Origin of the sequence: Streptomyces sp. NPDC047515 (genome assembly GCF_040643055.1) — a bacterium.
Classification (GTDB): domain Bacteria; phylum Actinomycetota; class Actinomycetes; order Streptomycetales; family Streptomycetaceae; genus Streptomyces.
The window spans coordinates 18,726-44,266 of sequence record NZ_JBEYTM010000052.1 but is presented as its reverse complement, the minus strand read 5'-3'; the positions used below and the strand labels follow the sequence as shown (position 1 = coordinate 44,266).

The window sequence follows — 25,541 nt, the reverse complement described above, 5'->3', positions numbered from 1 at the left end:
CGGGGGCCGTGCCGGGGTCGGGCCGGCACGGGCTCGGTCAGCCGAGGTGTTCGGCGAGGAGGCGGCCGATCTCGGCGAGCGGTTCGGGCAGGGTCATGTCGTGGTGTCCGCAGTCCACCGCGTGCACCCGGAGGTCTCCGGTGACGTACGGGGCCCAGGCGGCCGGCGCGGGCCCGTCCGGCAGGCGGTCCCGTTCGGCGCTGAGGAACAGCACGTCGCCGTCGTAGGGGCGCGGGGTGAACTCGCCCATCAGCCGGGCGTGGCGGGCGGCGATCTGCGGCAGGGCGTCCAGGGTGTGTGGGGGGATGTCTGTCAGGGGTGCCCCGTCGCGCCGCAGGATCTCCCGCGCGGTGGCGGGGTCGAGCGGTGCGCCGTCGGAGCTCTGCGGCACCTCGTGACCGAGGAAGCGCAGCAGGGCCGCCAGGATGTCGGCGTGTTGCGGGAGTTCGGTCTCCGGTGCCGTGGTGGTCGCGGGCAGTACGGCCGCCGGGTAGGAGTCGAGCAGGGTCAGCGAGGCGACCTGCTCGCCGCGCTCCCGCAGCCGTACCGCCATTTCCTGGGCCACCAGTCCGCCGAAGGACCAGCCCAACAGGTGGTACGGGCCCTCAGGCTGAACGGTGCGGATGACCGAGAGGTAATCCTCGGCCATCTCGTGGATGGACTCGGGGTGTTGCTCCGGCTCCGCCAGGCCCCTGGCCTGCAGCGCGTACAGCGGACGGGCCGCACCGAGGTGTCGGCCGAGGCCGGCATACGGCCAGCCGAGCCCGGCCCACGGGTGGACGCAGAACAGCGGCGGCAGGGTGCCCTCGGTCCGCAGGGGGAGCAGTACGTCCAGGGCTCCGCCGGGGTCGCCCGTTGGGGCGCTCCGCAGCCGCTCGGCGAGGGCCGCCGGGGTGGGGGCCTCGAACACCGTGCGGATGCCGAGGTCGGTGCCGGTATCGGCGCGGAGCCGGCCGGCCAGGCGGACGGCGAGCAGGGAGTGGCCGCCAAGGTCGAAGAACCCGTCGGTGCGGCCGACCCGGTCCACGCCGAGCACCTCGGCGAACAGGGCGCACAACAGCCGCTCTTCGTCGTCCCGGGGCTCGCTGTCCGCTCCGGTGGCCGTGGACGCGAAGCGGGGTTCCGGCAGGGCCGTGCGGTCCAGCTTGCCGTTGATGCTGAGCGGCAGGGCGTCCAGCACGACGAGGGCGGCGGGCACCATGAACTCCGGAAGTCGGGCCGCCAGGTGACGGAACAGAGCCTCGGTGTCGAGGTCCGCCGCTCCGGGTTCGGTCGGGACGGCGTAGCCGATCAGGCGAGCTTCGCCGCGCTCGTCGGTGCGCACCACCACCGCGGCGTGCGCCACGGTCGGGTGTCCGGCCAGCACCGCCTCGATCTCCCCCGGTTCGATGCGCACGCCGCGTATCTTGACCTGCTTGTCGGCCCGGCCGAGGTACTCCACCGCGCCGTCGGCCCGCCACCTGGCCAGGTCTCCGGTGCGGTACATGCGGGTTCCGGGCGGGCCGTAGGGGTCGGCGGTGAAGCGTTCAGCGGTCAGGTCCGGCCGGCCGTGGTAGCCGCGGGCCAGCTGGATGCCGGCCAGGTACAGCTCGCCCGGGCAGCCGGGCGGCACGGGGCGCAGGGCGGCGTCCAGCATGTACAGGCGGGTGTTGCGGACCGGCCGGCCGATGGGCACCGGGCCCTCGGCCCCGGGCTCGCAGGGCCAGTACGTGACGTCGACGGCGGCTTCGGTCGGGCCGTACAGGTTGTGCAGCGGGACGGCGGGCAGGGCGGTGTGGAAGCGGGCGGCGAGGTCGGCGGGCAGCGCCTCGCCACTGCACACCACGTGACGCAGTCCGGTGCAGCCGGCGGCGGCCGGTTCGTCCAGGAAGGTGCGCAGCACGGACGGCACAAAGTGCGCGGCGGTGACCTGTTCGGCCTGGACGAGGGCGGCGAGGTAGGCCGGGTCGCGGTGCCCGTCGGGCCGGGCGACGACCAGGGCCGCGCCGGTGATCAGTGGCAGGAAGAGCTCCCAGACGGAGACGTCGAAGCCGGTCGGGGTCTTGTGCAGGATCCGGTCGGCTCCGGTGACCCGGTACTCGTCGCGCATCCACAGCAGCCGGTTGACGATGGCCTCGTGGGAGACGGCCACGCCCTTGGGGCGGCCGGTGGAGCCGGAGGTGTGGATGAGGTAGGCGGGGCCCCGCGGGTCGGCGGCGGTGCCGGTGAGCACCGCCCCGGGGTCCGGCTCATCGGACGCGTCCACCGTCAGGACGGTGGTTCCCGGCGGCAGGACAGCGGCCGATCCGGCGGTGGCCAACGCGCACACCGGGCCGGCGTCCTCCACGAGCAGGGCGAGCCGGTCGGCGGGCAGGCCCGGGTCGACGGGAACGTACGCGGCGCCCGTCTCCAGGACGGCCAGCAGGGCCACGACCAGTTCCGTGGAGCGGGGCACGGCAACGGCGACCCGGGTCTCCGGTCCGGCGCCCGCCGCGCGGAGCCGGCTCGCCAGGGTGGCGGCTCGTGAGGCCAGTTGGGCGTACGTGAGGAAGGCGCCCTCGTACACGACCGCTTCGGCGACCGGGGTACGGGCGGCCTGCGCGGCGATCAGCGCCGGCAGGGTTTCCGGGCCGTCGGTGGGCGGCGCCGCCGTGTCGTTCCAGTCGTGCAGGACCTGCCCGCGTTCGGCGGCGGAAAGCGGGTCCACGGTGGCCAGCGGGGCCCCGGGCGCGGCCGTCAGGGCGACGAGGATGCGGTGCAGTCGTCCGGCGAGAGCGGTGGCGGCGGCCTCGTCGAACACGGTCGGCTGGTAGCCGAGCCGCAGGGTCAGGCCCTCGCCCTGCTGGAGGACGATCAGGCTGAGCGGGTAGTGCGTGGCGTCCCGGCCGCGGGCGTCGGCCAGGTGCAGGCCGGAGCCGGAGCGGGCGAACGATTCCTGGTCCACCGGGTAGTTCTCGAAGACGACCAGGGTGTCGAAGAGCCGGGGCAGCCCGGACAGCCGGGTGATCTCGCTCAGCCCGACGTGCTGGTGGGCCATCAGCTCCGCCTGGCCGTTCTGGACGGCGGTGAGGGTGTCCAGGACGCTCGCGGCGGGGTCGAGGGCGACGCGGACCGGCAGGGTGTTGATGAACAGGCCGACCATCGACTCGATACCGGGGACCTCCGGCGGACGGCCCGCCACGGTGGCGCCGAACACCACGTCGTCACGGCCGGTCAGCTGTCCCAGCAGGATCGCCCAGGCGCCCTGCACGAGGGTGTTGACGGTGAGGCCGTGCGTTCGGGCGAAGCCGCGCAGCGCCGCCACGGCCGGGGCCGGCAGGTCGAGGGCGACATGGCCGGGCTCGTCGACCGGAGCGCCCTCGGGGGCGACGAGGGTGGGGCTGTCCAGCCCGGCCAGCGCGGCCGCCCAGGCGGCCCGGGCGCCTTCGCGATCCTGGCGGGCGAGGTGGGCCAGGTAGTCGCGGTAGGGCACGGGCTGGGGCAGGTCCCGGTCCGAGCCGCCGGCCGCGTAGAGGGCGAACAACTCGTTCAGCAGGACCGGCATGGACCAGCCGTCGAGCAGGATGTGGTGGGGGGTGAAGAGCAGGACGTGCCGATCCCCGCCGAGGCCGGCGAGGGCGATCCGGATGAGCGGCGGGCGGGCCAGGTCGAAGCGTACGGACTGCTCCTCGCCCTCGATCCGGGCCAGCTCCTCGGCCTGCCGCTGCTCGGACAGGCCGGTCAGGTCGGCGAAGCGCCACGGAAGTCCGGGATCCCGGACGATCACCTGGACAGGCTGCCCGGCGGTGTCGTGGACGAAGCCGGAGCGCAGGTTGGGGTGCCGGCGCAGGACCTCGCGCCAGCAGTCGCGCAGCAGCTCCGGGTTCATCGGGCCGTGGAGTTCGAGCCGGAGCGAGGCGGTGTAGACGTCGGCGGAGCCGGAGTCGGCGGTGTCGTACAGGGCATGGAAGAGGAAGCCCTCCTGGAGCGGGGAGAGCGGGAGCACGTCCTCCAGGTCGGGGTGAGCGGCTTCCAGGTGCTCGACGTCCGTCTGGATGAGCGGGACGAGCGGGAAGTCGGACGGGGTGTGCCCGGCCGCCTCCGGCGAGGTGGCGGCGAGGGATTCCAGGGCGTGGCGCCAGAGGGCGGCGAACTCCCGGACGCCCGGCTCGTCGAGCACGCCGTCGGCCCACGTGAAGGTGGCGGCCAGGACCGGGCTGCCGTCGGGGCCGTCGGCCACGACGGCGTTGATCTCCAGCGGGTGAGCGAGGGGGGCGTGCGCGACGCCGTCCGCGAGGCCGGCCGGCTGCTGCCGGACCGGGGTCCAGTCGGCGGGCTCGGGTGCTCCGGTGCCGACGCGGCCGAGGTAGTTGAAGCCGATCTCCGGGGCCGGCAGCGCGGCCAGGGCGGGTGCGGTCTCCGGGTTGAGGAAGCGCAGGAGTCCGTAGCCGGCTCCGCCGCCGGGGGCGGAGCGCAGCTGTTCCTTGACTGCCTTCACGGCGCCGGCCGGGTCCCCGTGGCCGGCCCTCAGGCGGACCGGGTGGACCTGGGTGAACCAGCCGACCGTACGGGACAGGTCCACATCGGAGCAGTCGTGGACACGGCCGTGTCCCTCCAGGTCCACCAGGATCCCGTCCGTGCCGGGCCACCACTGGCGGGCGGCGAGCGCGAGCGCGCCGAGCAGCAGGTCGTTCACCCCGCCGTGGAAGGCGGTGGGGACCGTGCCGAGCAGCGGCCCGGTGGCGGTCGGGGACAGCTCGACGGTCAGGCTGCGGGCGGTGTCGGCGGTGTCGCGGTCCGGGTCCAGGTGACGGGCGCCCAGGGGCACGGTGTCCGCGCCCAGGGTCTCGGTCCAGTAGGGCAGTTCGGCAACGGTCCGTGCTGCCAGGGCACGGTCGCCGAGCAGCTCGGCCCAACGCCGGAACGAGGTCCCGACCGGATCGAGCCGGACCGGCCGGCCGGCGGCGACGGCCTCCCATGCCTGCCGCAGATCGGGCAGCAGGATCCGCCAGGACACGCCGTCCACGGCGAGGTGGTGGACGGCCAGCAGCAGCTGGCCGGACTGCTCCGGACCCGCGTCGAACCACACGGCCTGAAGCATCACCCCCGCCTCGGCGTCAAGCCGGGTGACGGCAGCGCGGGCGGCCTCGGAGACCACACGCTCGACCTGGGCTACGCCCGCGGCCTCGCCCGTATCGCCCGACACGGCGTCGTGCGCGTCGCCCAGCGGCACCCGCTGGACGAGTCCCGCCGCGTCGACGGCCCCCGGCTCGGCGACCGCCATCCGCCAGTCGGCGTCCAGGCGCATCCGCAGGACGTCGTGGTGGTCGAGCAGTGCTTGGAGGGCGGCGGTCATCCGCTCCTCCCCCAGCCCGGGCGGTACCTGGAGCAGCAGGGACTGGTGGAAGCCAGCCGCCGTGCCGCGCCAGTGGCGCAGCCACTCGACGACGGGCACCCGGCCGACCGGGCCGGTGCCCAGGTCGGGCTCGGCCGGACCCGGGTCGGCGTCGTCCGCGTTGCGGCAGACCTCGGCCAGGGCGGCCGGGGTCCGGTGCTCGAACACCTCGCGGGGGGTGAAGAGCAGCCCGGCCCGGCGGGCCCGGCTGACCAACTGGATCGACATGATGCTGTCGCCGCCGAGCGCGAAGAACCCGTCGTCCGGGCCGATCTCGACGACGCCGAGCACCTCGGCAAACAGGGCGCACAGCTGCCGCTCGCGCTCCGTGCGCGGCGCCCGGCCGCGGCCGGCGGTGGTACCGCCGAAGTCGGGAACGGGCAGGGCGGCCCGGTCCAGCTTCTGGTTGACGGTGATGGGGAGTTCGGCGAGCACCATCAGCTCGCCGGGAACCATGTACTCCGGCAGCCGCTCGGCGACGCCGGCGTGCACGGCGGCCGTGTCGGCCTCCCGGCCCGGCTCGGGCACGAGGTATCCGACGAGGTGCTTGCCTCCGGAGGGTGCCTCGTGGACGAGGACCGCTGCGTCGGCGATGCCGTCCTGTTCGCCCAGCACTGCCTCGATCTCGCCGAGTTCGATGCGGAATCCGCGGATCTTGACCTGGTGGTCGGCGCGGCCGAGGAAGTCGAGCCGGCCGTCCTCGGTCCAGCGGACCAGGTCGCCGGTGCGGTACATGCGGTCGCCGGGCGCGCCGTAGGGGTCGGCGGTGAACCGCTCGGCGGTGAGACCGGGCCGGTTCAGGTAGCCCCGGGCGAGGGCGTCGCCGGCGATGTACAGGTCGCCGACCGCTCGGGGCGCCGCCGGCCGCAGTCGGCCGTCGAGGACGTAGGCCCGCATGCCGTCACGGGAGCGGCCGATCGGCACATTGCCGGGCACCTCGGCAGGGGTGCGCATGCTGTGCTGAGTGGCGAACAGGGTGATCTCGGTGGGGCCGTAGATGTCGGTGACGACCACGCCGGGGCAGGCGGCCAGCACGCGGCGCACGGAGGCGGAGGTGACGACGTCGCCGCCGGTGAGCACCTCGCGGACGCCGGCCAGGCAGCCGGGGTCCTCCTCTGCGACCACCCGGAACAGCCCGGCTGTGAGGAGCAGGGAGGTCACGCCGTGCTCCCGCACGGTGGCGGCGATGGTGGGGACGTCGAGCTGTCCGGACGGGGCGACGACCACGCAGCCGCCGTTCAGCAGGGGCATCCACAGCTCGTACGTGGAGGGGTCGAAGCCGTACGGGGAGTGCAGCAGCACCCGGTGCGGCTCGGCGGCGCCGTCGTCCCAGCGGCGGTCGGTGGCCAGGGAGACCACTCCGCGGTGGGCGATCTCGACGCCCTTGGGCTCTCCGGTGGAGCCGGAGGTGAACATCACGTAGGCGGCGTGGTCGGGGCCGAGCGCCGGGCGGGGGGCGGGTGCGGTGCAGCCGAGGTCGTCGGCCGCGACCACGTGGGCGGCGCCGAGAGGGGCGGCCGCCTCCGGGTCGTCGGTGAGGAGCACGTGGGCGCCGCACTGACCGAGCATGGAGGCGAGCCGGGCGGCGGGGAGCCGGCCGTCCAGCGGTACGTACGTTCCACCGGCCTTGAGCACGGCGAGGATCGCGGCCACGACGTGCGCGGAGCGTTCCATCAGGAGGGCGACCCGCTGTTCGGGGACCACGCCGAGGGAGGCGAGGCGGGCGGCGAGCCGGTCAGTGCGCTCGTCGAGTTCGCGGTAGGTCCAGCTGCCGGCGTCGAAGCGGACGGCGACGGCGTCGGGGGTGCGGGCGGCCTGGGCGGCGAACGCGGCGGGGATGCTCTGCTCGCGGCGCGGGGTGTCGTCGGCGGTGTCGTTCCAGTCGATGAGGATGCAGTGCTCCTCCCCGGCGGTGAGGATGCCGAGGGTTGCGACGGGGGCTTCGGGGCGGGCGACGACGGCGGCCAGCAGGCCGGTCAGGCGGTCGAGCAGGACACGGGCCTCCCGTTCCGTGAACGCGTCCGGCAGATGGTGGAGTTGCAGCCACAGCTCGTCGCCGCGCAGCCCGGCGGCCAGGGTGAGCGGGTAGTGGGTGGAGTCGTTGATCCGGGTGTGCTCGACGGTGAGGCCGGTGGCCGGGACGGCGCCCTGGGGCACGGGGTAGTTCTCGAAGACGACCAGGGTGTCGAAGAGCCGGGGCAGGCCGGAGAGCCGGTTGATCTCCGCCAGACCAAGGTGTTGATGGGGCATCAGGGTCGACTGCTCCGACTGGAGTCGGGCCAGCGCCGCGGAGAGGGGCTCAGCCGGGTCGGTCGCCGTGAATCGGACCGGCAGGGTGTTGATGAAGAGGCCCGCCATCGACTCGACACCGGCCATCTCGGGCGGACGGCCGGAGACGGTGGTACCGAAGACGACGTCGTCGCGGCCGGTGAGCCGGGCCAGCAGCAGCACCCAGGCGCCCTGGAGGAGGGTGTTGACGGTCAGGCCGTGCGCGCGGGCGGCGGCCCGCAGCGCGGCGGCGTTCTCCGCGGACAGGCTCGCGTCCAGCTTCCCGGGGGCGGTGGGAGGCAGGTCGGCCGCCTCCGGGGCGAGGAGGGTGGGCTCGTCCAGGCCGTCGAGGGCCTCGGTCCAGGCGGCGTGGGCGGCCGGCCGGTCCTGTGCGGCGAGGTGGGCGAGGTAGTCCCGGTAGGGGGTGACCCGGGGGAGGGCGCCGGCCTGACCGCCTTCGGCGTACAGCTGGAACAGCTCGCGGGCGAGGACGGGGATCGACCAGCCGTCCAACAGGATGTGATGGTTGGTGAGGATCAGCCGGTGGCGCTCGGCGCCGAGCCGGGCGAGGGTGATCCGCATCAAGGGCGGCCGACCGAGGTCGATGCGCGTGGCGTGGTCGTCGGCGGCGAGCCGGTCGGCGGCAGCCTCCCGCTCGCCCTCCGGAAGGAACGTCAGGTCGGCGGTGTGCCAGGGCAGTTCGGGCTCACGGACCACGACCTGGAGGGGGCGGCCGGCCTGGTCCTGGGAGAAGGCGGCGCGCAGGTTGGCGTGGCGCCGCAGCAGGGCGTCCCAGCACCGGCGCAGCAGGGCCTCGTCCAGTTCGCCGGTGAGGTCGAGCTGGAGCTGCATGGTGTAGACGTCGGGTCCTTCGTCCTCGTAGACCGCGTGGAAGTACATGCCTTCCTGGAGGGAGGACAGCGGAAGCACGTCCTCCAGGTCCGGGTGGGCCGCTTCGAACTGCTCGACGGCGTGCTGGGTCAGGGACACGAGGGGGAAGTCGGACGGGGTGTACCCGCCCGCGGTGCCCTGGCCGGCCGTTGCGGCCAGGGTCTCCAGGGCTGCCTGCCAGCCGTCGGCCAGCCCGCGGGCCTCGGCCTCGGTGAACAGGTCGCCCGCCCAGGCGACGGTGAGGGTGAGCACCGGCCCGTGCGGGCCGTCGGCGGTTGCCGCGCTGATCTCCAGCGCGTGCGGCAGCGGCGTGGCGGCGCCGCTGCCCGCGCCCCCGGCGAGGTCCACGGGTATCCAGTCGGCCGCGGTGGCGTTCGTGGTGACGGCTCCCGTACGACCGAGGTAGTTGAAGCCGATCTGCGGCTTGGCGAGGACGGCGAGGACGGGCGCCGTCTCGGGGTTGAGGAACCGGAGCAGTCCGTGGCCGGAGCCGCCGGCGGGCACGGACCGCAGCTGCTCCTTGACGGCCTTGACGGCGGCCGCCGCGTCTGCGGTGCCGGCCCGCAGGCGGACCGGGTGGACCTGGGTGAACCAGCCGACCGTACGGGCGAGGTCGACGTCGGCGCGCTCGTGGTCGCGGCCGTGGCCCTCCAGGTCCACCAGGATCCCGTCGGCGTCGGGCCGCCACCGGCGGGCGGCGCAGGCGAGCGCACCCAGCAGCACATCGTTGATCCCGCCGTGGAAGGCGGCGGGCACCGTGGAGAGCAGGGCTTCGGTGGTGGCGGCCGGCAGCTCGGTGCTCAGCCGCCGCTGGGTGGCAGTGGTGTCGCGGGCCGGGTCGAGGGGCCGGGAGCCGAGCGGCGCCTCGGGTTCGGACAGCAGCTCGGTCCAGTAGGGGAGTTCGGCGGCGACGACCGGTTCCCGGGAGCGCTCGGCGAGCAGCGACGCCCAGCGGCGGAACGAGGTCCCGGCCGGGTCGAGCCGGACCGGTTCGCCGACGGCGACGGCCTCCCAGGCCTGCCGCAGGTCGGGCAGCAGGACCCGCCAGGACACCCCGTCCACGGCGTGGTGGTGGACGGAGAGGAGGAGTTCACCGGAGGTGTCGGATCCGGCGTCGAACCAGACGGCTTGGACCATCACCCCCTGCTCCGGGGCGAGCCGTGCCACGGCGTCGGCGAGTTCGGCGTCCCGGTCGGCGCCGGACATGGGCACCGTTCGTACCAGGTCGGCCGCGTCGACCGCTCCGGTGGCGGGCACGCTCAGGCCGCCGTCGGGGCGGACCGTCAGGCGCAGGGCGTCGTGGTGGTCGATGACGGCCTGGAGGGCGGCGGTCAGATGCTCCTCCCCCAACCCGGCGGGGACGCGTACGGCCACGGCCTGGTGGAAACCGTCGACGGTGCCGCGCCAATCGGCCAGCCACCGCATGACCGGGGTGGCCTCGACCTCTCCCGTGGCCTCGTCGGCGACGGCGACGGTCGGCTGCTCGTCGGTGCTCCGGCACACCTCGGCGAGCGCTGCCGGGGTCTGCCGCTCGAACACCTCGCGCGGGGTGCAGACCAGTCCGGCGCGGCGGGCCCTGCTGACCAGCTGGATGGACATGATGCTGTCGCCGCCGAGGGCGAAGAACCCGTCCTCCGGGCCCACCTCGGGGACGCCGAGCACCTCGGCGAACAGGCCGCACAGCAGCTCCTCGCGGGTGCCTTCCGGAGCCCGGCGGGCGGCTGCGGAGCCACCCGTCCCGGTCAGGGCGGGGGCGGGCAGGGCGGCGCGGTCGAGTTTGCCGTTGGCGGTCAGCGGGAGTGCGTCGAGGACGACGAGGGCCGCGGGACGGGCGTACTCGGGCAGTCGCGCGGCGGCCGCCTCCCGGATCCGGTCGAGGTCCGGGGCCGCCGCGCCCGGCTCGGGCAGCAGGTAGCCGACCAGGAGCTTGGCGCCGGCGGCGGTGCGGTGCACGTGCACCACGGCGTCCGCGATGCCGTGCTGCTCGCCGAGGACCGCCTCGACCTCGCCGGGCTCGATGCGGAACCCGCGGATCTTGACCTGCTGGTCGGCCCGGCCGAGGAACTCCAGCAGCCCGTCCTCGGTCCACCGGACCAGGTCGCCCGAGCGGTACATCCGCTCCCCCGGCGCCCCGAAGGGGTCGGCGGTGAAGGCGGCCGCCGTCTGCCCGGGTCGGCCCCGGTAGCCACGGGCGAGTGCGTCACCGGCGAGGTACAGGTCGCCGGCCACGCCGACGGGTACGGGGCGCAGCCGCGCGTCGAGTACGTACGTACGCATCCAGTCGCGGGAGCGGCCGATCGGGACGGTGGTGTCCGGGACCTCGGCGACGCCGGCCATGGTGTGGCTCGCGGCGAACACGGTGATCTCGGTGGGGCCGTAGATGTTGGTGACGCTGGTGCCGGGGCAGTGCTCCAGGACGCGGCGGACCGCGGCCGGGGTGACCACATCACCGCCGACCAGGACCTGTCGGACACTGGCCAGGGCGGCCGGATCCTCCTCGGCGACCACCCGGAACAGGCCGGCGGTGAACAGCAGCAGGCTCACGTCGTGGGCGCGCAGGGTGCGGGCCAGGACGGGGACGTCGACGTCGCCGGGCGGGGCCAGGACGACCTCGCCGCCCGCGAGGAGCGGCACCCACAGTTCGAGGGTGGCTCCGTCGAACCCGTACGGGGAGTGCAGCAGGGCGCGGTGCGGGGTGCCGTCGGTGGTGTCGGCGAACAGGGCGTCGGCGGCCATGGAGAGGACACCGCGGTGGGTGACCTCGACGCCCTTGGGCTCGCCGGTGGAGCCGGAGGTGAACATCACATAGGCGGCGTGGTCCGGGTGCGGGTGCGCATCGGGCGCAGTGGCGTGCGGCAGCCGCGGATCCTCGGGGGCGACCGTGAGGAGGCGCTCGGCTTCGGGGAGCAGTGCGGGCGCCTCCTCGGCGTGCCGGAGGTCGGTCAGGACCAGGCGGGCGCCGGATGTGCGCAGCATGGAGGCGAGCCGGGCCTGCGGCAGCCGGGCGTCGAGGGGCACGTATGCGGCGCCCGCCCGCAGCGCGGCGAGGATTGCCACGACGAGTTCGGGCGAACGGTCCATGAGCAGGGCGACCCGGTCACCGGTGCGTACTCCGGCGGCGGCGAGCCGGACCGCGAGCCGGCCGGCCCGCTCCTCGGTCTCGCGGTAGGTGAGGGCTCCGCCGTCCCAGCGAACGGCGACGGCGTCGGGAACCCGGGCGGCCTGCGCGGAGAAGGCCTCGGCGAGGGTGACCGCGGGCAGCGCGGTACCTGCCCCGGGCCGGTCGGCGTTCCAGTCGTTGAGGAGCCGCCGGCGTTCGGCGGCGTCCGGCAGGCCCAGCTCGCCGACGGTGCGGCCGGTGGAGTCGGCGGCGCACTCCTCGAGCAGGGCCGTGTACTGCCGGGCGATGCGGTCGGCTTCGGTGGTGGTGAACGCGGCCGGGGAGTAGTCCAGGCGCAGCCGCAGTCCGGTGCCCTCCGGGGCGGCGACCAGCATCAGCGGGTAGTGGGTGGCCTCGCGGGTCTCGACGCCGGTGAGGCCGGGGGCGCCGGGCAGGACGGTGGCGGCCGGGTCGAGCGGGTAGTTCTCGTAGACCATCGCGGTGTCGAACAGGCAGGCCAGGCCGGTGAGCCGGTGGATCTCGCTCAGCCCGAGGTACTGGTGGGGCAGGAGTTCCGCCTGGGTGTCCTGGATGCCGCGCAGCAGCGCGGCCAGTGGGGCGTCCTCGTCGAGCCGGACGCGGACCGGGAGGGTGTTGATGAACAGGCCGGCCATGGACTCGATGCCGGGGACCTCGGCGGGCCTGCCCGAGACCGTGGTGCCGAACACGACGTCGTCACGGCCGGTGAGGCGGGCCAGCAGCACCGCCCAGGCTCCCTGGAGCACGGTGTTCAGGGTCAGGCCGCGGCCGCGGGCCCAGGCGGTGAGCCGGGCGGCCAGCCCGTCGGGGAGGGCGGCGTGGAGGCGGGCGGGGGCGGTACCGTCCGCCGTGGCGCCGGGGGCGGCGAGGGTCGGCTCGTCGACGCCCGCGAGGGCGCGGCGCCAGGCGGTGCGGGCCTCTTCGCGGTCCTGCCCGGCGAGCCAGGCCAGGTAGTCGCGGTACGGGGTCACCGGCGGCAGGGCGCCCGTGTCACCGGACGCGTAGAGGGTGAACAGGTCCCGGGCCAGCACGGGCACGGACCAGCCGTCCAGCAGGATGTGGTGGTGGGTGAGTACGAGCCGGTGCCGGTCCGCACCGAGCCCGAGCAGCACGGCCCGCAGCAGCGGGGCGGCGGTCAGGTCGAAAGGCCGGGCGTGCTCCGCGGCGGCGATCCGCTCGGCCTCGGCCCGCGCGGCGCCCTCGTCGAGGGCGGAGAGGTCTGTGGTGGACCAGGGCAGTTCCACTCCGGTGGCGATCACCTGCACCGGAGCGTCGGTGTGGTCGTGGACGAACGCGGCGCGCAGGTTGGCGTGCCGGTGCAGCAGCGCGTCCCAGGCGGTGCGCAGCCGGTCGGCGTCCAGCGGTCCGGCGAAATCGAGCAGGAGCTGCGGGGTGTAGACGTCGCCCGCGCCGTTGTCGTACACGGCGTGGAAGTGCAGGCCCTCCTGGAGCGGGGAGAGCGGAAGGATGTCCTCCAGGCCGGGGTGGGCGGCCTCCAGACCCTCGATCTGCTCCTGGCTGACCGGGACCAGCGGGAAGTCGGACGGGGTGTGGCCGCCGGCGCCGTCGCCGCCCTCGACCAGGGTGCGCAGGGCGTTCAGCCACAGGTCGGCCAGGACGCGGACGTCGCTCTCGCCGAGTAGCCCGGCCGCCCAGGCGAAGGTGGCGGAGAAGACGGGGCCGTGGGTGCCGTCGAGCGCGATGGCGTTGATGGCGAGGGTGTGGGCCAGCGGGGTGGCGGGATCGGTTCCGGCGCGCAGGGCCTCGGTATCCCCGGCCGGGGTCCAGACTCCTTCGTCCGCACCTTCGGAGGCGGTGACCCGGCCCAGGTAGTTGAACCCGATCTGCGGGGTTGCGCAGGCGAGGAAGAGCGGGGCGGTCTGCGGGTTGAGGTGGCGCAGCAGCCCGTAGCCGAGGCCGGCGCCGGGGACGGCTGCCAGCTGCTCCTTGGCCTGCTTGACGGCCTCGGCGGGGTGGTCGCCGGTGACGCCGAGCCGGACCGGGTACTGGCTGGTGAACCAGCCGACCGTGCGGGAGAGGTCGGCGCCGTCCGCCAACTCCTCGGCCCGGCCGTGGCTCTCCAGGTCGATCAGTACACCGGGCTGCTGCCGCCAGCGCTGGACGGCGAGGGCGAGGGTGCCGAGCAGGACGTCGTTGACACCGCCGTGGAAGGCGGCCGGGACGGTGGACAGCAGCGGGCTGGTGATGTGCTCGGGCAGGGTCATGGTCAGCCTGGACGAGGTGGCGACGGTGTCCTCGGCCGGGGTGAGCGGGCGCAGGCCGAGCAGCGGCTCGGGCGCGGCCAGCAGCTCGGTCCAGTAGGGCAGTTCGTCCATCAGGGCCGGGTCCTGCGCGCGGTTGCCGAGCAGCTGGGTCCAGCGGCGGAAGGAGGTGCCCGCCGGGTCCAGGCGTACGGGCTCGCCGGCGGCGAAGGCCTCCCAGGCCTGGCGCAGGTCCGGCAGCAGGATCCGCCAGGACACCCCGTCGACGGCGAGGTGGTGGACGGCCAGCAGGAGCCGCCCGGGGGCGTCGGGTCCGGCGTCGAACCAGACGGCCTGGACCATGCGCCCCTCCTCGGGGGCGAGGTCGGCGACGGCGGCGGAGGTCTCGGCGGCGAGGCCGGGGAAGTCCGCGTGGTCGGCGCCGGTCGCGTCCACGCGGCGGACGCAGCGGGCCGCGTCCACGGACCCTCGTTCGGCGGTGGCCATGGCCCACACCAGGCCGCCGGCCGTGCGGGTCAGCCGCAGGCGCAGCGCGTCGTGGTGGTCGAGCAGTGCCTGTACGGCGAGGACGAGCCGCTTCTCGCCGAGACCGGCGGGGACGTTGAGCAGGACGGACTGGTGGAAGGAGTCCACCGGGCCGCGCCGCTGCCGCAACTGGTGCACGATCGGCAGGAGTTCCACCGGCCCGGTGCCGTCGTCGTCGGCGCCCCGGTCGGCCGGGCCGCCCTCGGTGCGGCAGACGGCGGCCAGCGCGGCCGGGGTCTGGTGCTCGAAGACCTCGCGCGGGGTGATGTGCAGTCCGGCCCGGCGGGCCCGGCTGACCAGTTGGATCGACATGATGCTGTCGCCGCCGAGGGTGAAGAATCCGTCCTGGGGGCCCACTTCGGGGCGGCCGAGCAGTTCGGCGAAGATCTCTCGGAGGACCTGCTCCGGCCCGCCCGGGGAGTCGGCCGGAACCAGGGACGGGACGGGTGCCGCGTACGAGGGGGCCGGCAGCGCGGCCCGGTCGAGCTTGCCGCTGCCGGTCACCGGCAGGGCATCGAGCAGCAGGATCTCGGCGGGGACGAGGTAGCTCGGCAGGACCCGCCCGGCACGTCGGCGGATCTCCCCGGCGTCCGGGCCGGTGGCCGGGCCGGCGGCGGGCTCGTCGAGGACCACGTAGCCGGTGAGGCGCTTGCCGCCGGTCGGGGTGTCGTGGGCCAGCACGGCGGCGGCGCGGACTCCTTCCAGGGCGCCCAGCACGGCGGCGACCTCGCCGGGCTCCACCCGGACCCCGCCGACCTTGACCTGGTCGTCGGCGCGGCCGCGGTACTCCAGGACGGCGTCATCGCGCCAGCGGGCGAGGTCGCCGCTGCGGTACATGCGGGAGCCGCTCGGGCCGTACGGGTCGGCGACGAACGCGGCGGCGCTCTGCCCCGGCCGGTCCAGGTAGCCGCGGGCCACCTGGACCCCGGCGAGGTACAGCTCGCCGGTCACGCCGGGCGGGACGGGCTGCAGCGCGGCGTCAAGGACGTAGAGGCGGCAGTTGGGCTCGGGACGGCCGAGCGGGACGGTACCGGTGGCCTCCGGGTCGCGCGGGACCTCGTACCAGGTGACGTCGACGGTGGCTTCGGTCGGCCCGTACTGGTTGAACAGGGCCACGTCCAGAACCTCGTGGAAACGGCGGACCAGCGCGGCGGGCAGGGCCTCGCCACCGGAGAACACGCGGCGCAGCGCGGTGCGGTGCGCGGCGGCCGGCTCGTCGAGGAAGGCGCGCAGCATGGACGGCACGAAGTGCACGCTGGTGATCCGCTCGGCCCGGATCAGCTCGGCGAGGTGGGCGGGGTCGCGGTGGCCGTCGGGGCGGGCCATGACCACCGTGGCGCCGACCAGGGCGGGCCAGAACAGCTCGCCAACGGAGGCGTCGAAGCCGGTGGAGGTCTTGTGCAGGACGCGGTCGTCGGCGCCGAGCCCGTACTGCTCGACCATGCCCCACAGGCGGTTGGCCAGCGAACGGTGGGAGACGGTGACGCCCTTGGGCCGGCCGGTGGAGCCGGAGGTGTGGATGACGTACGCGGCGGAGTCGGGGTGCGGCAGCGTGAAGGGGGTGTGGTCGCCGGTGTCCGCCGCGCCCTCTTCGTCGGCGAGGAGCACCGGGGCGGGCAGGTCCGCGGGCAGGGAACCACGGGCCTCGGCAGTGGTCACGACGCACAGCGGCTCGGCGTCCGCCATCAGCAGGGCGATGCGCTCGGCCGGCAGGTCCGGGTCGGTCGGAACGTACGTACCGCCGGCGCGCAGTACGGCGTGCAGGGCGATCAGGAGTTCCGGCGAGCGGGGCACGGCCACGGCGACCCGCCGCTCGGGGCCGACACCGAGGAGGCGCAGCCGCCGGGCCAGGGCCTCGGTGCGGGCGTCGAGTTCGGCGTAGGTCAGGCGCCGGTCGTCGCAGACCACGGCCTCGGCCTCGGGGGTGCGGGCGGCCTGCGTCACGAACAGCTCGGGGAGGGTGCCGGCGGGAACGTCCAGGGCGAAGTGGTTCCACTGGTCGAGCACGAGCGCGCGCTCGTCCTCGGTGAGGGTGGCGGCCGTGGATACGGTCCGGGCCGGGTCGTGCACGAAGGCCTCCAGGAGCCTGGTCCACCGGTCGGTCAGACGCCGGACCGTGGTGTCGTCGAAGAGGTCCGCGCGGAATTCGGCGCGGCCGTCGATGCCGTCGGGCGCACCGGCGGGGGTGCGGCGTTCGGTCATGTTGAAGGAGAGCGGGAAGCGGGCGGTGACGGCTCCGACGGGAATCGGTTCGGCGCTGATGCCGGGCAGGTCGACCGCGTCGTGAGCGAGTTCGGGCTGGGCGGAGAGCATCACCTGGAACAGCGGGTTGTCGTCGGCGCTGCGGGCGGTGCCGAGCGCGTCGACCAGCCGTTCGAAGGGGAGCTCCTGGTGGCTGTAGGCCGCCAGGTCGGTCTCCCGGACCCGGCGCAGCAGTTCGCGCAGTTCGGGGTCGCCGGAGGTGTCGGTGCGCAGCACCAGGGTGTTGACGAAGCACCCGACCAGCCCTTCCAGGGCCTCGTCGGTACGTCCGGCCACGGCGGTCCCGAGCGGGATGTCGGTGCCGGCGCCGGAGCGCGTCAGCAGGGCGGCGAGTGCCGTCTGGAGGGTCATGAAGACGGTGGCCGAGTGGTCGCGGGCGAGTTCGGCCAGCCGGGCGTGCAGGGTGGCGGGGATGCGGAAGGCGAAGGAGCCGCCGGGGGCGTCGGCCTGACCGGCGGGGCGGTCGGCGGGCAGCTCGATGCGCTCGGGCAGGTCGGCGAGGCGGCCCCGCCAGTGGGCGAGCTGCCGTCCGGCGAGGGTGTCCTCGGCTCCCTCGCCGACGCGGTCGAGGAGGTCGTGCTGCCAGAGGCTGTAGTCGGCGTACTGGACGGGCAGCGGGGACCAGTCGGGGGCCTGGCCGGCCGCCCGCCGCCCGTAGGCGGTGGAGAGGTCGGCGGCCAGCGGACCGAAGGACCAGCCGTCGGCGGCGATGTGGTGCAGGACCAGGACGAGCACGTGGTCCTCGGTGTCCAGGGTGAAGAGCGCGGCCCGGAGCGGGGGTTCGTGCGCGAGGTCGAAGGGGCGGTTCACCGTGCGCTCGACGGCGGCGCCGAGGTCGTCCTCGGTTACGGGCAGGACCGCCCATCCGGTGACGTCTCCTGCGCCGGCTTCGAGGATCCGCTGGTACGGGCGGCCGTCGAGGTCCGGGAAGACGGTCCGCAGTACCTCGTGGCGCCCGGTGACGTCGTGCAGGGCGGCGCCGAGGCCGGCCGTGTCCAGGGGCCCGCGCAGCCGCAGGACGGCCCGCATGTTGTAGGCGCTGGAGGCGCCCTGGTCGAGCTGGTGCAGGAACCACAGGCGGCGCTGGGACGCGGAGAGCGGAAGGTGCTCGGGACGGTCGGCGGGGGCTACGGCGACAACCGGCCGGAGGTCGTTGGCACCGCCGTCCGCGCCGGTAGTGGTGATCCGCTCGGCGAGGGCGGCCACCGTCGGTGCGTCGAACACCGCACGCACCGGGAGGTCGGTGCCGACGGCGGCCCGGATCGCCGAGGTGAGGCGGGTGGCGAGCAGGGAGTGCCCGCCGAGTTCGAAGAAGCCGTCGTCGATGCCCACGGACGGCAGGCCGAGCAGCCGGGCGTACAGGCCGCACAGCAGCTCTTCCAACGGAGTGCGGGGGTCGCGTCCGCCGACCGGGCCGAGGTCCTCGGCGGCGGGTTCGGGCAGGGCCCGCCGGTCCACCTTGCCGTTGGGGGTGAGCGGCAGCCGGTCCAGGAGGGCGAAGGCTGCGGGGACCATGTACGGGGGCAGGCTCGCGGCGGCGTGCCGGCGCAGCGAAGCGGCGTCAACCGGCTCGGTTTCGCCGGCCCGGACGACGTACGCGATCAGCCGGAGGTCCCCGTCGGGGCCGACGGACCGGACCGCCGCCACGGCCCGCGCGACACCCGCGTACCGCTCCAGTACAGCCTCGACCTCGCCGAGTTCGATGCGGTGGCCGCGCACCTTCACCTGGTGGTCGGCACGCCCCAGGTAGTCGATGCGGCCGTCGTCGGTGAGGCGGGCGAGGTCGCCGGTTCGGTACATGCGGGTGCCCGGCTCACCGTACGGATCGGCGAGGAAGCGTTCGGCGCTCTGCCCGGGCCGGCCGGCGTAGCCGCGAGTGACGCCGGGGCCGGCCAGGTACAGCTCGCCGGGGGTACCGGCCGGGACCGGGCGCAGCATCCGGTCCAGGACGTAGGACCCGGTTCCGGGGTGGGGGCGGCCGACCAGGAGGCGGCCGTCGCCGCGGTCGGCACCGGGCTCGGCGACGGGCTGCCGCGTGCTGGTCATGGTGGCCTCGGTGGGCCCGTACTGGTTGACCACAGTGCACTGCGCGCCGAGCGCGCCCAGGTGCTCCAGATGGCGGGCGGTCAGCGCTTCACCGCAGGTCATCACCAGGCGCAGCGCGGGCCGTTCGGCGACGGGCAGTGCGCGGGCCTCCTCGGCCACGGCGGCGAGCAGGGAGGGGACGGCGGACAGCAGGGCGGTCGCGCCGTGCCCGTGCAGGACGCGCACCAGGGCACGCGGGTCGTTGGCCTCGTCGGGAGTGACGAGGGCAACGCAGCCTCCAGCGGCGAGGGTGGCGAACAGGTCGCGGACGGAGGGATCGAAGGCGACGGAGGCCAGGTTGAGGACGGTGTCCCGCCCGGTCAGGCCGGCCGCTTCGACGAGGTGGGCGAGGTAGTGGGCGACGCCCCGGTGCGGGACGACCACGCCCTTGGGCAGTCCGGTCGAGCCGGAGGTGTGGATGGTGTACGCGGGGTGGTCGGGCAGGAGCGGGAGCGTACGGTCAGCGTCGGTGAGGTCACGGTCGCCGTCGGAGAACAGAGCAAGCTCGGCCACGGTCCCGAGGGCGTCCAGCAGCACCCGGTCCGGACCGTCGGCGGGCAGCGCGGCGGCCGCGGCGCCGGTGGTGAGGACCAGTACGGGATCGGTGTCGGCAAGCACGTGCGCGATCCGGCCGGCCGGGTAGCCGGGGTCGACCGGCACGTACGCGGCACCGGACTTGAGGACGGCGAGCAGGGCGACGACGAGGTCGGACGAGCGGGGCACCGCGACGGCGACGGTGGTCTCCGGACCGGCGCCGCGGGCGACGAGCAGCCGGGCCAGCCGGTTGGCACGGGCGCCCAGTTCGGCGTGGCTCAGGGTGCTCACGCCACAGCGGACGGCGGGAGCTTGGGGGGTGCGGGCGGCGGCGGCCTCGACCAGCGCGGGAACGGTGGTCGCGGGGCGGACGGCGTCCGCGGCCCCCTGACCGGCAGCGAGGACGCGGGCCCGCTCGTCGGCGGGCAGGACGGCAGAGCGGGCGACGGCCCGCTCCAGGCCGCCGTCGGCGAGGTCCGTCAGCACGGCGGTGAGCAGGCCCAGAACAGGGGCGTCGCCGGTGAGGTGAAGTGCGAGCCGGTCGCCGGGGACCACGGTCAGCTTCTGCGCGTAGTGGGTGGTGATGTGGTGGCCGACGCCGGTGACCTTCAGCCCCCGAGCGGGGCGGAACGCGTCCGGGGCCACGGGGTAGTTCTGGAAGACGACCATGGTGTCGGCGACCGCGCCCGGTCCGGCAAGCCGGTGGATCTCGGCCAGACCCAGGTGGTGGTGGGGTGCGAGGCCGGCCTGCTGCTCCTGGAGGCGGGCCAGGAAGGCGGCGGCCGGCTCTGCCGGGTCGGGGCAGGCCCGTACCGGGACGGTGGACAGGTAGAGGCCGACGGCGTTCTCGATGCCGGGAAGGTCGGCGGGGCGGGTGGCGACGGGGGTGTCGAAGACCACGTCGTCGCGGCCGGTGAGCACGCCGAGGACGAGCGCCCAGGCGCCCTGGACGAGGGTGTTGAGGGTGAGCCCGTGCCGGCGGGCGTGCCCGGCCAGCAGAGTGGTGCGCTCGGCGTCGAGTTCGCGCACGTGCGTTTCGCCGGTGGTGGTGGCCCCGGCCCGGGTGGGCTCGTCCCGTCCGTCCATGGCGTCCTGCCAGGCCGCACGGGCGGAGTCGGCGTTCTGGCGGGCGAGCCAGGCGTGGTGGGCGGCGGGCGGGGAAACGGGCGGGGGCAGTTCCGCGCCGTCGAGCAGGGCGAACAGTTCGCCGATCAGGACGGGCATGGACCAGCCGTCCAGGATCAGGTGGTGGTGGGTCAGGACCATACGCTGCCGGTCCTCACCGATCTCTTCCAGCCGGACCCGGAGCAGGGGCGCCCGGGCGGGGTCGAGGGGCGCACGGTCGGTGGGACCGTTCCACGGCACCTCGACGTCGGCCACGACGACCTGGAGGGGCTCGCCGGTCTCCTCGTCGCCGTCGGTGAAGGCGGAGCGCAGGGCGGCGTGGCGGCTCACCAGGGCCTGCCAGGCGGCCCGCAGCCGGTCCTCGTCGAGTGGGCCTTCGAGGTCCAGGCGCCACTCGGTGAGGTACTGGTCCCCGCCGGAGGTGGCGTCGTAGCGGGCCTGGAACAGCAGGCCTTGCTGGACCGGGCTCAGCGGCAGGACTTCGACGAGGCCGGGGTGCTCGGCCTCCAGCCGGTCGATCCGCTCCTGGTCCAGGGGGACGAGGGGGAAGTCGGACGGGGTGTGCCCCTGCACGGCGGTGTTCCGGAGCTCGTCCAGCGCGGCCGTCCAGGCGTCCGCGAAGGCGTGTACGTACGCGTCGTCCAGCACTCCCCCGGCCCAGGTCCAGCGGGCGCGCAGCTCGGGCCCGTCGAGGCCGTCGGTGACGAAGGCGTCCACGGTCAGCGGGTGCGCGAGCGGCAGTTCGGGGGCGCCGCCGCCGCCGAAGGCCGCAGGGTGACGGGCCGGGGCCCAGTCGCTGCCGGGCGCGGGCGTGCGGCCCAGATAGTTGAACAGCACCTGGGGCCTGGCGAGAGCGGCGAGCAGCGGCCCGGTCTGCGGGTTGAGGTGGCGCAGCGGGCCGTAGCCGGAACCGGCGCCGGGTACGGAGCGCAGCTGCTCCTTGAGCCCCTTGACGGTATCGGTAAGGGGCAGTTCCCGGCCGGCGTCGAGGCGTAGGGGGAAGATCCGTGTGAACCAGCCGGCAGTGCCGGACAGGTCGGTGCCCGTGCTGTCGCGACCGTGCCGTTCGACGTCGACGATCAGCGGGCCCGCGTGCCGGCAGCGGGCGGCGAGGGCGAGCGCGGCGAGCAGCACGTCCTCGGCGTCGCCGTGGAAGGCTGCGGGCACGGCGGTGAGCAGGTCGCCCGCCGGCAGCGCGATGTCGAGGCTCCGCGCGTCGGCGATCGTGTCGGTCTCCCGGGCGAGCTCCCGGGCTCCGAGCGGGGATGCGCCGTCGGCCAGGACGGCCTGCCAGTAGGGCAGTTCGGCGAGCAGCGCCGGGTCCCATGCGCGTAGGGCCTGCTCCTGGGCCCAGGCGCGCAGCGGGGTCGGTACGGGCGCCGGGGCGCGGCCCTCGGCGGCGGCCCGCAGGTCGGCCAGGAGCAGCGGCCAGGTCACCCCGTCGACGGCGAGGTGGTGACCCACCAGCAGCAGGCGGGCCTCGGCCTCGAACCACACCGCCTGGAGCAGTACGCCGGCCTCGGGTGCCAGCCGGGCGGCCGCCGCGTCCCGCTCGGATGCGAGGGATACTTCGAACTCCCCGGCGGGGGCGGATACCCGGCGCAGCACCTGGGCGGTCCGTGTGGTGTCCGGGGCGGTGATCTCCAAGGCCCAGGCGTGACCGGCATCGGTCAGGCGCTGGCGGAGGGCGTCGTGGTGGCCGATCAGGGTGTGCAGGGCACCGGTCAGGGTGTCCGCGTCCAGGTCCGCCGGGACCTGGAGCAGCACCGACTGGTGGAACGATTCGGCGGGACCGCCGCGCTCGCGGAGCCACTGGGCCATGGGAGTCAGCGGCAGGGCTCCCACCGCCGCCACCTCGGGGGTGGTGCCGGCCGCGGCTCCGTCACCGGACTCCACCGCGACCTGGGCCAGCGCGGCGGGAGTCGGGTGCGCGAAGACGTCCCGCAGATCGACCTCCAGGCCGTCGCGGCGGGCCCGGCCGACCACTTGGATGGCCATGATGCTGTCGCCGCCGAGGGCGAAGAAGCTCTGGCCGGCGTCCACGTCGGATACACCCAGCACCTCGGCGAAGACCCGGCGCATGACGTCCACCGGGCCGGTCGTCCTCGCGACCTCGCCTCCGTCCGGCCCGGCGCCGGCCGGAGCCGGGTCCGGAGCGGGCAGCGCCGCCCGGTCCAGCTTGCCGTTGGGATTCAGCGGCATGGCGTCCAGGACGGTGAACAGCGCGGGCACCATGTAATCGGGCAGCGTGCGGGCGAGTGACGCGCGTAGCGTGTGGGAGTCGGGTGCGGTGGTCCCGGGGGCCGGGACCACGTAGCCGATCAGCCGGCTGGCCCCCGCCGCGTTCTGCCGGGCCAGTACGGCCGCCTCGGCGATCCGGGGGTCCGCGGTGAGGGCGGCCTCGATCTCCCCGCACTCGATGCGGAACCCGCGCACCTTGACCTGGTGGTCGGTGCGTCCGAGGTATTCCAGCTGCCCGTCGTGGTCCCAGCGGACCAGGTCACCGGTCCGGTACATCCGGGTGCCGGCCGGGCCCTGCGGGTCGGCGAGGAACCGCTCCGAGGTCAGCCCGGGCCGGCCCAGGTAGCCTCGGCCCAGCTGGATGCCCGACAGGTAGAGCTCACCCGGAGAGCCGGCCGGTACCGGGCGCAGTTCGCCGTCCAGGACCTGGACGCGGGTGTTCCAGACGGGTGCGCCGATCGGCACCACCGCGCCGCCCGAGGACCCGCACTCCCACGCGGTGACGTCGACCGCGGCCTCGGTCGGCCCGTACAGGTTGTGCAGCGGGACGTCCGGCAGCACGGCGCGGAACGCGTCCACATGGGCGGGGGGCAGCGCTTCGCCGGAGCACAGCACGCGGCGCAGGCCGGAGCAGCGGGCGGCCACCGAAGGCTCGTCGAGGAAGGCGCGCAGCATCGACGGCACGAAGTGCGCGGTGGTGATGCGCTCGGCCTCGATGAGGGTGGCGAGGTAGCGCGGGTCTCGGTGGCCGCCGGGCCGGGCGAGGACCAGGCCGGCCCCGCTGAGCAGCGGCCAGAAGAACTCCCATACGGAGACGTCGAATCCGTATGGCGTCTTCTGCAGGATCCGGTCCGTGGCGTCGAGTCCGTAGCGTCCCTGCGCCCACAACAGCCGGTTGACGACGGCCCGGTGCGGGACGACGACGCCCTTGGGACGGCCGGTGGAGCCGGAGGTGAAGATGACGTAGGCGGGAGCGGCGGGGTCGGCCGGTACGTGTGCGGTGGCGGGGTGCGCGAGGGCGGAGCCGATGGTCTCGGAGTCGAGGACGAACGCGGGCCGGGCGTCGTCCAGGATGACGGCGGCGCGTTCGGCGGGCAGTTCGGGGTCGACCGGCAGGTAGGCGGCGCCGGCCTTGAGTACCCCGAGGAGGGCGGTGGGAAGTTCGGCCGAGCGGTGCAGGCGGACCGCGACCACGGACTCGGGGCCCGCGCCCTGTCCGGCGAGGAACGCGGCCACCCGGCCGGCCCGCTCCTCGAGCACGGCATAGGAGAGGGTCTCCCCCTCGAAGGTCACGGCCGGGGCGTCGGGGGTGCGGGCGGCCTGGGCGGCGATCAGGTCGTGGAGGGTGGTGTCGGGGACCTCGTGGCCGGTGTCGTTCCACCCGGTGAGAACGCGTTCGCACTCGGCGGGGGTGAGCAGGTCGATCTCGCCGATGGGCCGGTCGCATTCCAGGAGCCGGCCGAGGAAGTACAGGAACCGGTCCTGGTGGGCGGCCAGTTCGGCCTCGGTGTAGAGGTCGGGGTTGGCGTCGAAGTCGACGCGCAGGTCGTCGCGCTTGCCGGGGCGGCCCCCGTAGAAGGCCATCGACAGGTCGTCGACGGGCCCGTTGGAGAGGTTGTGCATGGTGCCCGGCAGTCCGCCGAACCTCAGGTCGTAATCGAACGGCATGATGTTGACCGTCGGGCCGTACAGCCGCCGCCTGGTGCCGGTGAGGCCGAGCGCGTGGCGCATGTCCTCGTGGCGGTGGCGCTGGTGGGTGAGCGCGTCCTTGACCTCGGCCGCTGCCTGAGCGGTGAGTTCGGCAAGGGTTGCGCCAGGGTCGGTCCGCAGCCACAGCGGGACCAGGTTGGACAGCATGGCGGGGATGTTCTGGGCGGGGCCGCTGATCCGGGCCGAGACGGAGAAGCCGAGGGCGACCTCCCGTTCACCGGTCATCCGGTGCAGGTACGCGGCCGCGGCCGCGACCAGGACCCGCGGCCAGCTCGACCTCGCCTGGCGTGCGACCTTGCGCAGCCCCGCTTCGGTCTCCGGCGGCAGCCACATCCTGCGCCGCAGCATGCGGTGCGCGCTGGGCGCGGTGCGGGGGGTGAGCGAAACGGGCTCGGGGCGGCCGCTCAACTGCTCCGCCCAGTAGGCCCGGTCGGCCTCGTGGTCGGCGGAGGCACGGTACTCGGCGCTCTCGTGGAGCATCACCGTCAGGGACTTCAGCGCGCCCTCGGCCGGATCCCGCCCCTCGGCCAGGGCGGTGTAGATCTCCGCGACGCGGCGGCCGCCGACCGCGGCGCCGAAGGCGTCGGTGTGCAGGTGGTGGATGCTCAGATACCACCAGTACCGCTGACCGCCGAGCCGGTACACCGTGCTGGTCAGGTGCGGGGGTATGCCGAGCGGACGCGGCCTGGCCATGTCCTCGGCCATCCGCTCTCGGGCCGTCGCCTCGGGGCCGGGCAGAGCGGAGAGGTCCTCGTATCCCTGGCGCCAGTCGCCCAGCGGTTCGACCCACTGCGCCAGTTCGCGGTCGCGCTCGGCCACGCGGGCGCGCAGGCCGTCCGCCTCACCGAGGAAGCGGCGCGTGGACTCGGCGAGCAGCGGTAGGTCCAGCGCTCCGTCGATGTCGATGTAGACGCCGATGTTGTAGGCGGGCGTGTCCGGGTCCAGCCGCTGACCGAACCAGATTCCCGACTGCCCCGGGGTCAAGGGCAGGCCGCGATGGGCGTCGTCGAACACGCTGAAGCTCCTGGTGCACGTGGTACCGATGTGGCGTCAGGATCCTGTCTATTCACGATGTGTGAATACCTCTCACCAGCCGCCTGACCAGAGACGACATCCAGGTGAACAGATTTGATCATGCTTTTCGAGCGGACACGGGACTGATTGAAGTCTTCTCGGCAACGTGATG

Annotated in this window: 1 protein-coding gene; it reads right to left on the bottom strand. The window is 74.6% G+C overall.

From position 1 onward, the window contains the following. Positions 1–37 precede the first annotated feature (37 nt). Positions 38–25,369 carry a non-ribosomal peptide synthase/polyketide synthase gene (locus ABZ826_RS30965; protein ID WP_361455584.1) on the bottom strand — a complete coding sequence of 8,444 codons (25,332 nt, stop codon included), beginning with the start codon at positions 25,367–25,369 and terminating at the stop codon, positions 38–40. Between the last annotated feature and the right edge of the window lie 172 nt (positions 25,370–25,541).